The 13,993-nt window shown below is 73.7% G+C and carries 10 protein-coding genes; all 10 read left to right on the forward strand.

Going from position 1 to position 13,993, the window contains the following annotated elements; genetic code table 11:
* On the forward strand, positions 1-1,986 hold a 1,986-nt coding region (locus AB0G16_RS18930), incomplete at its 5' end, for a penicillin-binding transpeptidase domain-containing protein (protein ID WP_362806208.1).
* A 40-nt stretch (positions 1,987-2,026) separates the two neighbouring features.
* Positions 2,027-3,571 (forward strand): UDP-N-acetylmuramoyl-L-alanyl-D-glutamate--2,6-diaminopimelate ligase, encoded by a 1,545-nt coding sequence (locus AB0G16_RS18935; protein WP_362806210.1) that lies wholly within the window; start codon positions 2,027-2,029, stop codon positions 3,569-3,571.
* A gap of 12 nt (positions 3,572-3,583) precedes the next feature.
* A complete protein-coding gene (murF, locus tag AB0G16_RS18940; protein ID WP_362806212.1) occupies positions 3,584-4,981 on the forward strand; it encodes a UDP-N-acetylmuramoyl-tripeptide--D-alanyl-D-alanine ligase in 1,398 nt (465 codons plus the stop codon).
* On the forward strand, positions 4,978-6,036 hold the full coding sequence (gene mraY, locus AB0G16_RS18945) for a phospho-N-acetylmuramoyl-pentapeptide-transferase (protein ID WP_362806214.1): 1,059 nt from the start codon (positions 4,978-4,980) through the stop codon (positions 6,034-6,036). Before murF ends, mraY begins: the two co-directional genes overlap by 4 nt.
* Positions 6,037-6,304: 268 nt before the next feature.
* Positions 6,305-7,741: a UDP-N-acetylmuramoyl-L-alanine--D-glutamate ligase gene (gene murD, locus AB0G16_RS18950; RefSeq protein WP_362806272.1), complete on the forward strand. Its 1,437-nt coding sequence runs from the start codon at positions 6,305-6,307 to the stop codon at positions 7,739-7,741.
* The gene (gene ftsW / locus AB0G16_RS18955; RefSeq protein WP_362806216.1) at positions 7,738-9,060 is read left to right on the forward strand and encodes a putative lipid II flippase FtsW; all 1,323 of its coding nucleotides are present in this window, start codon (positions 7,738-7,740) and stop codon (positions 9,058-9,060) included. Before murD ends, ftsW begins: the two co-directional genes overlap by 4 nt.
* Positions 9,061-9,074: 14 nt before the next feature.
* The gene (gene murG, locus AB0G16_RS18960) at positions 9,075-10,169 is read left to right on the forward strand and encodes an undecaprenyldiphospho-muramoylpentapeptide beta-N-acetylglucosaminyltransferase (RefSeq protein WP_362806218.1); all 1,095 of its coding nucleotides are present in this window, start codon (positions 9,075-9,077) and stop codon (positions 10,167-10,169) included.
* Entirely contained in the window at positions 10,166-11,575 is a 1,410-nt protein-coding gene (gene murC / locus AB0G16_RS18965) for a UDP-N-acetylmuramate--L-alanine ligase (RefSeq protein ID WP_362806220.1), read from the forward strand. The genes murG and murC overlap by 4 nt, the downstream gene beginning before the upstream one ends.
* Before the next feature lie 40 nt (positions 11,576-11,615).
* Positions 11,616-12,284 (forward strand): FtsQ-type POTRA domain-containing protein, encoded by a 669-nt coding sequence (locus AB0G16_RS18970; protein ID WP_362806222.1) that lies wholly within the window; start codon positions 11,616-11,618, stop codon positions 12,282-12,284.
* Positions 12,285-12,509: 225 nt separating this feature from the next.
* A complete protein-coding gene (gene ftsZ / locus AB0G16_RS18975) occupies positions 12,510-13,958 on the forward strand; it encodes a cell division protein FtsZ (RefSeq protein ID WP_362806224.1) in 1,449 nt (482 codons plus the stop codon).
* Positions 13,959-13,993 lie beyond the last annotated feature (35 nt).

Genomic DNA, 13,993 nt, shown 5'->3' on the forward strand with positions numbered 1-13,993 from the left:
CCCGCCGCGACGCGCGGGCCGGGGGAGCGCGGGGCGGCGCGCGGCCCCGGTGCCCCCGCGACGGCCGGGACGACCCGCAGGCCGCCCGGAGCCGAGCGGCCGCGCGGGCCGTCGGGTTCCCCGCGCGCGGGCGGGCCGCCCGGCGTGGCGCGTCCCTTCTGGCGCCGCGGCGCCGGACCCCCCGGGGAGCGCGCGGGCACGGGCCGGCGCGGTGGCGGCGGCAGGCCGCCCCGCCCCCCGGCGCGCCCCGTCGCGGTGCTGCGCCTGGGAAACCCCCGCCGCCGCATCGGCATCGGCCTGATGGCGATGACCTTCGTGCTCTCCATCTTCGCCGGGCGGCTGATCCAGTTGCAGGGCCTGGACTCGAAGGTCTACACGGCCGAGGCGGCCAAGCAGCGCGTCCAGGGCGAGAAGCTTCCCGCCAGACGGGGATCGATCACCGACGTCAACGGCCACGAGCTCGCGCTGACCCTGGAGGCGCGCGAGATCTTCGTGGACCCCGCGGAGATCGCCGCCGACAAGCGCGACCAGGTGGCCACGATCCTGGCCAGGGAGCTGAACACGGCCAAGGAGACGATCCTGACCAAGCTGGCCGACGGGACCAGCCGCTACGAGCAGATCGCCGCCGCCGTCGACCCGGCGGTCGCCCAGCGGATCATGGCGCGCGACCTCAAGGGCGTGGGCAGCAAGCACCGGTACCGCCGCGACTACCCGGGCGGCGACCTGGCGGGCACCCTGCTGGGCTTCGTCGGCACCGACGGCACCGGGCTGGCCGGGCTGGAGAGCACCTACGACAGGCTGCTCGCCGGACGCGACGGCCAGCAGATCATGGAGACGGGCCGCAACGGGCAGCGCATCCCGATGACCCGCAGCGTCGTGCAGGCTCCCGTCGAGGGCAGGGACGTGCGGCTGACCATCCACCGCGACGTCCAGTGGGCCGCGCAGGAGGCGATCGCCGAACAGGTCAAGGCCACCGGCGCCCGTACCGGCAGCGTCATCGTGATGAACGCGCGGAGCGGGCAGGTCGTCGCCATGGCCAACGCTCCCGAGCTCGACCTGGGCAACTGGACGGCCACCTCCGAGGAGAACCGGGTCAACCGGTCGGTCACCGACGTGTTCGAGCCGGGCAGCACCAACAAGGTCATCACCGCCGCGGCGGCGCTGGAGTCGGGGGCGGTGCGGCCCGAGACCCTGTTCACGGTCCCCGACCAGATCAGGTGCGCCGACCGCGTGCTCAAGGACTCCCACCCGCACCCCGTCGAGCGGCTGACCTTCTCCGGCGTCGTGGCGACCTCCAGCAACGTGGGGACCATCCTCGCCACCCAGCGGATCGGCGACGAGAAGCTCCACTCGATGCTGCAGCGCTTCGGGTTCGGTGCCAGGCCCGGCACCGGCCTGCCCGGGGAGGAGGCCGGGCTCCTGCCCGACTGGAAGGACTGGTCGGGCAGCCAGCGCTGCACGATCTCCTACGGCCAGGGCGTCTCGGTGACCGCGCTGCAGACGGCCAGCGTCTACCAGACCATCGCCAACGGCGGGACGCGCATCGCGCCCCAGGTGGTCGCCAGCACCACCGACGCCGGCGGCGCCTTCGTGGCGTCCCCGCCGGCGAAGCGGACCCGGGTGATCAGCGAGCGTACGGCACGGGAGGTCTCGGCGATGCTGGAGGCCGCGGTGAGCGAGAGCGGCACCGGCAACCTCGCCGCGATCGACGGCTACCGGGTGGCGGGCAAGACGGGCACCGCCATGCGCTACGACACCCGATGCCAGGGCTACTGCGGCTACACCTCGACGTTCGTCGGGTTCGCCCCGGCCGACAAGCCCGAACTGGTCGTCCTGGCGGTCCTGCAGGACCCCCAGGAGGGCTACTACGGCGGCGAGATCGCCGCCCCGGTCTTCAAGAAGGTGATGACGTTCGCATTGAAGAGCGGGAAGATCCCGCCGACCGGAACCCGGCCGTCCCCGGTGCGGATACGCGCCGGGGAGTGACGAGTGAAGGTACGCTCTCGCCGTGCGTCCCCCGTCGTCCATGCGACCCTCAAACAGTTCACCCCGCCCGCTCTCGGGGCTGGCGAGCCTCATCGGCGCGCCGTCGGGCACGTCGCGAGCGCCGCTCGCCGCGGTCCGCGGGGTCACCATCGACTCCCGCCGGGTGTGCCGCGGAGACCTCTACGTCGCGCTGCCTGGGGCCACGGCCCACGGCGCCGACTTCTCCGCGCAGGCCCTCGCCGCGGGTGCCGCCGCGATCCTGACCGACGCGACCGGCCGGGCGGCCGCCGTCGCGACCGGGCTGCCGGTGCTCGTCGTGCCCGATCCCCGCGCCGTGCTCGGCCAGGTCTCGGCCTGGGTGTACGGCAACCCCGCCGCCGACGTGACCGTCATCGGCGTCACCGGGACCAGCGGCAAGTCCACCACCGGCTTCCTGCTGGAGGCCGGGCTGCGGGCCGCCGGGCACCGGGCGGGCCTGATCGGCGGCGTCGAGATCCACGTCGGCGAGCTGCACCTGCCGCCCGGCCTCACCACGCCCGAGGCCAGCGACCTGCACGGCCTGTTCGCGCTGATGCGCGAGCGGGGCGTCACGGCCGCGGCCATGGAGGTCTCCAGCCACGCGCTGGCACTGGGCCGGGTCGACGGCGTCCTGTACGACGTGTCGCTGTTCACCAACCTGTCCCAGGACCACCTCGACTTCCACCGCGACCTCGCCGACTACTTCGCGGCCAAGGCGCGGCTGTTCACCGCCGGGCTGAGCCGGGCGGGCGTGACCAACGTCGACGACGCCCACGGCCGCGCGCTGCTGGACGTCGCCACGATCCCGATGACCACCTTCTCGGCCCGGGGAGCCCCCGAGGCCGACTGGCGGGCCACGGACGTGCACCTGGGCCCCGAGGGGAGTGTCTTCCACGTGGTGGGCCCCGGCGGCGTCGAGGAGACCGTCTCGATCAACCTGCCGGGCCCCTTCAACGTGGCCAACGCGCTGGGCGCGATCGTCGCGCTGGTGGAGGCGGGGGTGCCGCTGCGGGCCGCGGTGGCCGGCGTCGGGACGCTCGCGGGCGTTCCCGGCCGGATGGAGCGGGTCGCCTCCGGCGAGGACTTCCAGGTCATCGTCGACTACTCGCACAAGCCCGGCGCGGTCGAGTCGGTGCTGCGCTCGCTGCGTGAGATCACCAAGGGCAGGCTCATCGTGGTGCTCGGCTGCGGCGGGGACCGCGACCGTGGTAAACGCCCAATGATGGGAGAAGCCGCCGCAAGACTGGCAGATGTGGCTATTCTCACCAGCGACAACCCGCGCTCGGAGGACCCGCTGCGGATCCTGGCCGAGATGATGGACGGAGTTCTCGGCGTGCCCCAGGACGGGCGCGCACATGTGATCATTGAGCCGGACCGCACCGCGGCCATCGACCTGGCCGTCGGCCGGGCGGGCTTCGGGGACGTCGTCATCGTGGCCGGCAAGGGCCACGAACAGGGCCAGTACGTCGGCGACCAGGTGCTCCCCTTCGACGACAGGCAGGTCGTGGCCGACGCGATCGTCAGGCGCAGGAACCGCACCGGGCGCCGAAGCACGTATGGAGAGTAGGGAAGAAGCATCATGATCCCGTTGCCGCTGGCGAGGATCGCCGAGATCACCTCGGGGGCCCTCGCGGGCACGGCCGACCCACGCGCGGTGGTGCGCGGCCCGGTCGTCATCGACTCCCGCGCCGTCGAACCCGGGGCGCTGTTCGTCGCCATCAAGGGGGAACGGGCCGACGGGCACGACTTCGCCGCGCGGGCCGTCGAGGCCGGAGCGGTCGCCGTGCTGGCGTCCCGGCCGGTCGGCGTCCCGGCCGTCGTCGTCGCCGACACCGTGACGGCCATGGCCTCCCTGGCCACCGCCGTCCACACGGCGCTGCCGGCCGTCACCGTCGTCGGCGTCACCGGCTCGGCGGGCAAGACCACCACCAAGGACCTGCTGGCCAGGCTCGCCGCCAGGATGGGCCCGACGGTCGCGCCGGTGGAGTCGTTCAACAACGAGATCGGCCACCCGCTGACCGTGCTCAAGGCGGGCGAGGAGACCCGGTACCTGGTGCTGGAGCTCAGCGCCAGGGACACCGGGCACATCGCCCACCTGGCCCGCATCGCCCCGCCGCGCATCGGCGTGGTCCTCAACGTCGGCACCGCCCACCTGGGCGTCTTCGGCAGCAGGGAGGCGATCGCCCGCGCCAAGGGCGAGCTGGTCGAGGCGCTGCCCGCCGACGGCGTGGCCGTGCTCAACGCCGACGACCCGCTGGTGGCCGCGATGGCCGGGCGCACCGACGCCCGGGTGACCTGGTACGGCCGGGGCGAGGGCGCGGCCGTACGGGCCGAGAACGTGACCGTCGACGAGCGGGGCCGCGCCTCCTTCAGGTTGCGCACCCCCTCCGGTGCCGCCCCGGTCGCGCTGCGGCTGTACGGCGAGCACGCCGTGCAGAACGCGCTGGCCGCCGCCGCGGCCGCCTACGAGCTCGGGCTGCCGGTCGCGACCATCGCCGAGGAGCTGTCGGAGGCCGAGCCGCGCAGCCGCTGGCGGATGGAGGTCACCGACCGCGCCGACGGCGTGACCGTGGTCAACGACGCCTACAACGCCAACCCCGACTCCATGCGCGCGGCCTTCGCCGCCCTGGACGCGCTCGCGGGCGGGCGCCGCCGCTTCGCCGTCGTCGCCGCCCTGCGCGAGCTGGGCGAGGAGAGCGCCGCGCTCAACGAGGAGCTGGGCCGCCTGGCCGGCGGCGCGGGCCTGGCCGGCCTGCTGGTGGTCGGCTCCGGCGCCGAGCCGGTCCTGGCGGGCGCCCGGGCCGCCGTACGGGACGCCGGGACGGACACCCGGGTCGCGCACGCGGCCGACGTGGGGCGCGCGGGCGAGGAACTGGCCGCGCTGCTGGCCCCCGGTGACGTCGTGCTGGTCAAGGGGCCGCGCGCGGCCGGGCTGGAACGGGTGGCCGCGGCCCTGCTGGGAGGTGACCGCCGATGAGGGAGATCCTCGTCGCGGCCGCGGTCAGCCTGCTGCTGTCCATGCTGGGCACGCCGCTGGCGATCCGGCTGTTCTCCCGGCGCGGCTACGGGCAGAGCATCCGGGAGGAGGGGCCCTCGGGCCACCACGACAAGCGGGGCACCCCCACCATGGGCGGCACGGTGATCGTGATCGCCTCGCTGGTCGGCTTCGCCTGCGCCCACCTGTACAGCTTCACGCCGCCCACGGCCTCGGCGGTGCTGGTGCTGTTCCTGATGACCGGGCTGGGCGCGGTCGGCTTCCTCGACGACTTCATCAAGATCTACAAGCAGCGCAGCCTCGGCCTGCGCAGCGGCGCCAAGGCGCTGGGCCAGCTCGTCGTCGGCGCGGTCTTCGCGGTCCTGGTGACCCGCTTCCCCAACGAGTACCAGATCACCCCGGCCGAGACGCGGCTGTCGTTCCTGAGGGACTTCGGCCCCTCCATCACCATCGTCGGGTTCACCATCTGGGTGCTGATCATGATCGTCGGCTTCTCCAACGCGGTGAACCTCACCGACGGGCTGGACGGCCTGGCCAGCGGCGCCACCGGCGTGGTGCTGGGCTCGTACGTGCTGATCGGCAACTGGCAGCTGCGCAACAGCTGCACGACCCAGCTCGGCCCCAACTGCTACTGGGTGCGCGACCCGCTGGACGTGGCCGTGGTGGCCGCGGCCGTGCTCGGCGCGCTGGTCGGCTTCCTGTGGTGGAACGCCCCGCCCGCGAAGATCTTCATGGGCGACACCGGATCGCTGGCCCTGGGCGGCGTGCTCGCCGGGCTGGCCATCACCACCCGGACCCAGCTCCTGCTGATCATCCTCGCCGGCCTGTGCGTGCTGATCACGATGTCGGTGATCATCCAGGTGGGCTTCTTCAAGATGACCGGGAAACGGGTCTTCAGGATGGCACCGCTGCAGCACCACTTCGAGTTATCCGGCTGGGCCGAGACGACCATCGTGGTCCGCTTCTGGCTGATCGCCGGCCTGTGCGCCGCCGCCGGGCTGGGCCTGTTCTACGTGGAATGGATGCCCAGGCTGTGAGCCCCGCCCCTGTGACGAACCCCGCCCCCGCAGGTCGTGCTCCCGCGCGCCGTGCCCCCGTGGGCCGGGTTCCCGCGCGCCGTGATCCCGCGGGCCGTACCCCTGTGAAACGTGCCCCTGTGAACCGTGCTCCCGCGGGTCGTGTCCTTTCGGACGGTGCCCCGCCACCGGGCGCCCGACCGGACGGCGTTCCGGCGCGCGCGGTGCGGGGGACCACGTGATCTGCGTCGCCGGCCTGGGCGTCTCGGGCGTCGCCGCCGCCCGCGTGATGGCCGCCCGGGGCGAGAAGGTGGTCGTCCTGGAGGGCAGGGACGGCGAGCGGGCCAGGGCGGCCGCCGCCGAGCTCGCCGCGCTCGGCGTCGAGGTCCGCTTCGGCGAGCCGGCCGAACCCCCGCCGGGCACCACGACGATCGTCACCACCGGCTGGCCCCCGCACCATCCCATGCTCGCCGCCGCCGTGGCGGCCGGGATCGAGGTGATCGGCGAGGTCGAGCTGGCCTGGCGCGTCCGCCCCGAGGCGGCCGCCCCCTGGCTGGCGCTGACCGGGACCAACGGCAAGACCACCGCGGTGCGGATGCTCACCTCGATGCTGCTGGCCGCCGGTCATCGGGCGCTGGCCGTCGGCAACGTCGGGACCCCGGTGGTGGAGGCCGTCGGAGGCCCCGCGGAGGTGCTGGCGGTGGAGCTGTCCAGCTTCCAGCTGCACCGCTCGCCCAGCATCGCCCCGCGGGTCGCCGCGGTGCTCAACGTCGCGCCCGACCACCTGGACTGGCACGGCTCCATGGAGGAGTACGCCCGCGCCAAGGGAGAGATCTTCGCCCGTGCCGGGACGGTCGTGTACAACGCCGACGACGAGTGGGCGGCCCGCCTGGCCGCGCCCTACCTGGACGGCTCCGGCGGCGCCGCGGGAGCGCCCGCGGGCACCGGCGGTCCCGTGAGCGCCGACGGGTCCGCGCCTGAGCCGGGGACGACGGCGGCGGGGACGTCCGCGAGGGCGCGGGTCGTGGGGTTCACCCTCGGTGTGCCGCGTCCGGGACAGATCGGCGTGGTCGAGGACCTGCTGGTGGACCGGGCCTTCACCGCCGATCCGGTGACCGGCGCCGAGGAGCTGGCCTCCTTCGACGACGTCCGCCCGTTCGCGCCGCACAACGTGGCCAACGCGCTCGCCGCCGCCACCCTGGCCAGGGCCTACGGCGTGCCCCCCGCCGCGGTCCGGCGCGGCCTGCTGGACTTCGTGCCCGACCCGCACCGGATCGCGCACGTGGCCAGGGTCGCCGAGGTCGACTACGTGGACGACTCCAAGGCCACCAACCCGCACGCGGCCGCCGCGTCGCTGGCCGCCTACCCCTCGGTCGTCTGGGTCGCCGGCGGGCAGCTCAAGGGCGCCGACGTCGACGAACTGGTACGCCGGGCCGCGCCCCGGCTGCGCGGCGCCGTGCTCCTGGGCGTCGACCGCGGGCGAATTCGCGAGGCTCTGGCGCGACACGCCGGGAATGTTCCGGTGGTTGAGGTGGCCGGGCAAGACACTGGGGTCATGGATCGCGTCGTCACCGAAGCCGCCAGGCTCGCCGCCCCCGGAGACACCGTGCTGCTGGCCCCGGCCGGCGCCTCCTGGGACATGTTCACCGGCTACCCCGCCCGAGGGGAGGCGTTCGCCCGGGCCGTGCACCGCCTCGCCGAGCCGGACGGCGGCGCGACGGCGTGAGCACGACCGCGCACGAGGGCGTCGCCGGCCGTCCCAAGGGCGCCCCGGGCCGCCCCGACGGCGTCCCGGGCCGCCCCGACGGGTTCCGCGAGCACCTGCTCGCCCTGCGCGAGATGCTCAACCGGCCGCTGACCTCGTACTACCTGATCCTGGGGTGCAGCGGGCTGCTGCTGGTGCTGGGCCTGATGATGGTGCTGTCGGCCTCCAGCATCAAGGGCCTGCAGGAGGTGGGCGACCCCTTCTACTGGTTCTTCAAGCAGTCGATCTCGGCCGCGCTCGGCCTGCCCCTGATGTGGGTCTGCGCGCAGCTGCCGCCGAGGTTCTTCCGGCTCGCCGGGTACCCGCTGATGGTGCTCTCCCTGCTCGCCCTGGTGCTGGTGCTGTTCGTCGGCACCTCCCAGCTCGGCGCCCAGCGCTGGATCGACCTGGGCCCGATCTACCTGCAGCCGTCGGAGCCGGCCAAGCTCGGGCTGGTGCTGTGGGGGGCCGACCTGCTCGCCCGCAGGGCGCGGGGCGGCCTGATCGAGTGGCGCAGCCTGTTCATCCCGCTGATGCCGGGCACCGCGCTCCTGGCCGTCATGGTCATGCTGGGAAGCGACCTGGGCACCACCCTGGTGCTGATGATGATCTTCCTGTCGCTGCTGTGGGTGGTGGGGGCGCCGCTGAGACTGTTCGGCGGCATCCTCGCGGTGGCGGTGCTCGCCACCATCGTCATGATCACCACGGAGGGCTACCGCTCGGCGCGGATCACCGGCTGGCTCGACCCGTGGGGCAACGCGCAGACCTCGGGCTTCCAGGCCGTGCAGGGGCAGATCGCCATCGGCAGCGGCGGCTGGTTCGGACTCGGCCTGGGCTCCAGCAGGCAGAAGTGGAGCTGGATCCCGCACGCCGAGAGCGACTTCATCTTCTCCATCCTCGGCGAGGAGCTCGGCCTGATGGGCACCCTCGTCGTGGTCGCGCTGTTCGGGCTGCTCGGCTACGCCGGGCTGCGGGTCGCCACGCGGGTCAAGGACCCGTTCATCCGGCTCGCCTCCGTCGCCGCGGTCGCCTGGATCGTCGGCCAGGCCATCGTCAACATCGGCGCGGTCATCGGCGTGTTCCCCATCACCGGCATCCCGCTGCCGCTGGTCTCCTACGGCGGGTCGGCCCTGCTGCCCACGCTGGCCGCGCTCGGCATGCTGCTGTCGTTCGCCAAGCAGGAACCCGGCGCCCGCGAGGCGCTCGCCGCCCATGGCCCCGGACCGGTGGCGCGGGGCCTAAGCTGGCTTGGCCTGGGTGGTCCGGCCCGCAGACTGTGGCCGGGCCGCGGAAGACGATGAGCGAAAGGACCGAAATGAGGGTGGTCCTCGCCGGTGGCGGGACGGCCGGTCACATCGAACCGGCGCTGGCCCTGGCCGACGCGCTGCGCAGACTCGACCCCGACATCGCCATCACCTGCCTCGGCACCGAGCGCGGCCTGGAGACGCGGCTGGTGCCGGACCGGGGATACGCGCTGGAGCTGGTCCCCGCGGTGCCGCTGCCGCGTTCGCTGACCCCCAGCCTGCTGAGCGTGCCGGGCCGCCTGGCGGGCGCGGTCAACGCGGCCGCCGCCGTCATGGAACGTTTCCGGGCCGACGTGCTGGTCGGCTTCGGCGGCTACGTGGCGACCCCCGCCTACCTCGGGGCGCGCCGCCGCGGCGTGCCGATCGTGGTGCACGAGGCCAACCCGCGCCCCGGCCTGGCCAACCGGCTGGGCGCGCGCCTCACCGAGCACGTGTTCACCGGCCACCCCGGCACCCCGCTGAGCGGCGCCGAGTACGTCGGCATCCCGCTGCGCCGCCAGATCGCCGACCTGGACCGGCTCTCCATGGGCGACAAGGCGCGCTCGTGGTTCGGCCTGGAGGCCGACCTGCCCACCCTGCTGGTCACCGGCGGCTCCCAGGGGGCGCGCTCGCTCAACCACGCCGCCCTGGCGGCCGCCCCGGCGCTGCGCCGCGCCGGCGTGCAGGTGCTGCACGTCATCGGCCCGAAGAACACGCTGGAGCACGAGCCGCCGCCGGGCGACCCGCAGTACGTCGTGCTGCAGTACGTCGACCGGATGGACCTGGCCTACGCCGCCGCCGACTTCGCCCTGTGCCGCAGCGGCGCCATGACCTGCGCCGAGATGACGGCGGTCGGCCTGCCGGCCGTGTACGTGCCGCTGCCGCACGGCAACGGCGAGCAGCGGCTCAACGCCGCCCCGATCGTGCAGGGCGGCGGCGGCCTGATGGTCGACGACGCCGAGCTGTCGCCGGAGTGGATCCTGAACAACGTGCTGCCCGTCCTGTCCGATCCCGAGCGGGTCGTCGCCATGTCGGAGGCGGCCTCCAGGATGGGCAGGAAGGACGCGGACACGACGCTGGCGCACCGGGTGCTGCGCGTCGCGCGAGGAGGAGTGAGCGGCCGATGAGCCTGGTCAAGCTGGTGGATCCGGTCGCGGCCGGCGATCTGGGACGGGTCCACTTCATCGGGATCGGCGGTTCCGGGATGTCCGGGATCGCGCGCATCCTGCTCAAGCGCGGCGTGCCGGTCTCCGGCAGCGACGCGCGTGGTTCCGAGATGGTGACCGAGCTGCGGGAGCTGGGGGCCAGGATCCACATCGGCCACGCCGCCTCGCACATCAGGCAGGTCGACACCGTGGTGGTCTCCACCGCGATCCGCGACTCCAACCCCGAGCTGGGCGAGGCGCTGCGCCAGGGCCTGCGGGTCATCCCCAGGGCCGCCGCGCTCGCCTCGGTCATGGCGGGCAGGACCGGGGTGGCGCTGGCCGGGACCCACGGCAAGACCACCACCACCTCGATGCTCACCGTGGCCCTGCAGAAGTGCGGCGCCGACCCCTCGTACTGCGTGGGCGGGCAGCTCGTGACGACGGGGCTGGGCGCCGACGAGGGCTCGGGCGGGGTGTTCGTCGCCGAGGCCGACGAGAGCGACGGCTCGTTCCTGATGCTGGCCCCCGACATCGCCGTGGTGACGAACGTCGAGCCCGACCACCTGGACAACTACGGCGACCCGCGCGCGGTCCACGACGGCTTCGCCCGGTTCGTCGAGCGCGTCACCACCACGATGGTGCTCTGCGCCGACGACCCCGGCTCGGCCGCGCTGATCCCGATCGCCCGCTCCCGCGGGCTGAAGGTGATCACGTACGGCGAGGCGGAGGACGCCGACCTGAGGGTCGGCGACATCGCCCCCGAGGGGCTGGGCCTGACCTTCACGCTTCACGGTCACGGTGAGGTCAGGCTCGCCGTGCCCGGCCGCCACAACGCGCTCAACGCCGCCTCCGCGATCGCGGTGGCCGCGGAGCTGGGCGTCTCCTTCGAGGAGATCCGCGACGGCCTGGCGCTGTTCACCGGCGCCAAGCGCCGCTTCGAGGCCAAGGGCGAGGCGGGCGGGGTGGCGGTCTTCGACAGCTACGCCCACCACCCCACCGAGCTCGCCGCCGACCTGCGCGCGGCCCGGGACGTGGTCGCGTCCTTCTCCTCCGGCGACGGCCGGGTCATCGCGGTCTTCCAGCCGCACCTGTACTCGCGCACCAGGTTCTTCGCCGACGAGTTCGGCACCGCGCTCGGCCTGGCCGACGAGGCCATCGTGCTGGACGTCTACGGCGCCCGCGAGGACCCCGAGCCAGGCGTGTCGGGGGCGCTGGTGGCGGGCAAGGTGGCGCTGCCGGCCGAGCGGGTGGCCTACGCCCCCGACCGGAACGGGGTGCCCGCCCTGGTCGCGGCCCGTGCCCGGCCCGGCGACATCGTCCTGACCATGGGCGCGGGCGACGTGACCGAGCTCGGGCCCAGGATCGTGGCGGAGCTGGCCGCGCGGTGACGCGCGCCGGCCGGTTCGGGTCATCGCGGAGGGGGCGGCGATGAGCAGGGTGTGGAGACCCGCCGTGCTGTTCCTGCTCACCGTGGCCGTGGTGGGCATCGCCGCCTGGCTGGTGTTCTTCTCCCCGGTGCTGGGGGTGCGGGAGATCCAGGTCGCGGGCAACGCGGGCCTGTCGGCGGAGCAGGTACGGCGGGCGGCGCAGGTGGTCGGCGGCATGCCGCTGGCCACGGTCGACGTGGCCGAGGTCAGGGCCAGGGTCGCCGCCATCCCCCAGGTCGAGTCGGTGAAGGTCAGCCGCACCTGGCCGGACACGCTGCGGGTGGAGATCGTCGAGCGTGAGCCGGTGGCGACCGTGCCGACCGGCGGGCGGTCGGCGCTGATGGACCGGCACGGGGTGGTGATCGAGGTCAGGGACGTCGCCCCGCCGATCCTGCCCGTGCTGCGGGTGGTCCGGCCCGGACCCCGGGACCCGGCGACGATGGCCGGGCTCACCGTGATCACCGCACTGCCGGGCGATCTGGCGCGCCGGGTCGCCGAGGTGCTCGCCCCCTCGGCCGAGACGGTCTCGCTCCGCCTCAAGGACGGCCGCTCGATCGTCTGGGGCGGCGGCGACCGGCCCGCCGACAAGGCGAAGATCCTTGTTACGCTGCTCGAACGCCGGGCCGACAGCTATGACGTCAGTTCGCCTGACGTGGTGACCGTCAAGTGATCTCATCGGAGGGCGGGCCTCCCCGGGAAAGGGTGGCCCGCGACACGCTTGGCGCGCTTGCGGCGCGGTTAGTTGACCCGCCAGGAGCGCAACTCCTACTGTCCGTATCACTCCTCAGGTTGACATAAAGCTAAATCTCAACTTGAGGGTGAGGGTTTCGAAAACGACGGCACGGGCCCCGTGCCGCATGAAATTGCAAGTCAACGAGCGGAAAGGCCCCTCGTCGTGGCAGCACCGCAGAACTACCTCGCGGTCATCAAGGTTGTAGGAATCGGCGGAGGCGGAGTCAACGCCGTCAACCGGATGATCGAGGAGGGACTCAAGGGCGTCGAGTTCATCGCCATCAATACCGACGCCCAGGCGCTGCTGATGAGTGACGCCGACGTCAAGCTCGACGTCGGTCGCGAGCTCACCCGCGGCCTCGGCGCGGGCGCCAACCCCGAGGTCGGGCGCAAGGCGGCCGAGGACCACCGCGAGGAGATCGAGGAGGTGCTCAAGGGCGCCGACATGGTCTTCGTCACCGCCGGTGAGGGCGGCGGCACCGGCACGGGCGGCGCCCCTGTGGTGGCCAACATCGCCCGCACGCTGGGCGCGCTGACCATCGGCGTGGTGACCCGCCCCTTCAGCTTCGAGGGCCGTCGCAGGGCGATGCAGGCCGACGCCGGCATCGAGACCCTCCGCGAGGAGGTCGACACCCTCATCGTGATCCCGAACGACCGGCTGCTGTCGATCTCCGACCGGCAGGTGAGCGTGCTGGACGCCTTCAAGGCGGCCGACCAGGTGCTGCTCTCCGGCGTCCAGGGCATCACCGACCTGATCACCACCCCCGGCCTGATCAACCTCGACTTCGCCGACGTGAAGTCCGTCATGTCCGGGGCCGGTTCGGCCCTGATGGGCATCGGTCACGCGCGCGGCGACGACCGCTCGGTCGCCGCGGCGGAGATGGCCGTCTCCAGCCCGCTGCTGGAGGCCAGCATCGACGGCGCGCACGGCGTGCTGCTCTCCATCGCCGGCGGCTCCGACCTCGGCCTTTTCGAGATCAACGAGGCGGCCCAGCTCGTCTCCACCGCCGCGGCGCCGGACGCCAACATCATCTTCGGTACGGTCATCGACGACGCCCTCGGCGACGAGGTGCGCGTCACCGTGATCGCGGCCGGGTTCGACGAGCCCGAGCCCGCGCCCAAGCCGGTCGCGCAGCCGGCCGCGCGTCCCCAGCAGGCCGCGCGCCAGGCCCCGGCCCCGGCGGCAGCCGCGCCGGTCCGCCCGCTGGCCCCCACGGTCAAGAACGAGCCGCGCTCCGAGTTCAGGCACGAGCCCCGCCACGAACCGCGGCACGAGGCCCGCCACGAGGCCAGGCCCGAGCCCAGGGTGGAGCACAGGGCCGAGCCCAGGGTGGAGCACGCCCCGCCGCCGGTGCGCCCGGTCGTCGCGCCGGTGGAGCAGGTCTCCCACCAGCAGGCGCACCCGGTCCAGCAGCCGTCCTCCTCCGACGAGGGCGGCGAGCCGCACCGGGCGGAGGAGCCGCACACCCCGCCGCTGTCGATCCCGCGCCCCGCGCCCGAGCCGTCCCAGCCCACGCCGATCTCCGCGCGGGTCCCGGACCCGGCCCGACGCCGGCCGGTGATCTTCGAGGAGCAGGAGGAGGAGCTGGACGTCCCCGACTTCCTCAAGTGAGACCGGTCACCGCGGCCGCTGGCGACGACCGCCCG

The sequence above is a fragment of the Streptosporangium sp. NPDC023615 genome (assembly GCF_040640155.1).
GTDB lineage: Bacteria > Actinomycetota > Actinomycetes > Streptosporangiales > Streptosporangiaceae > Streptosporangium.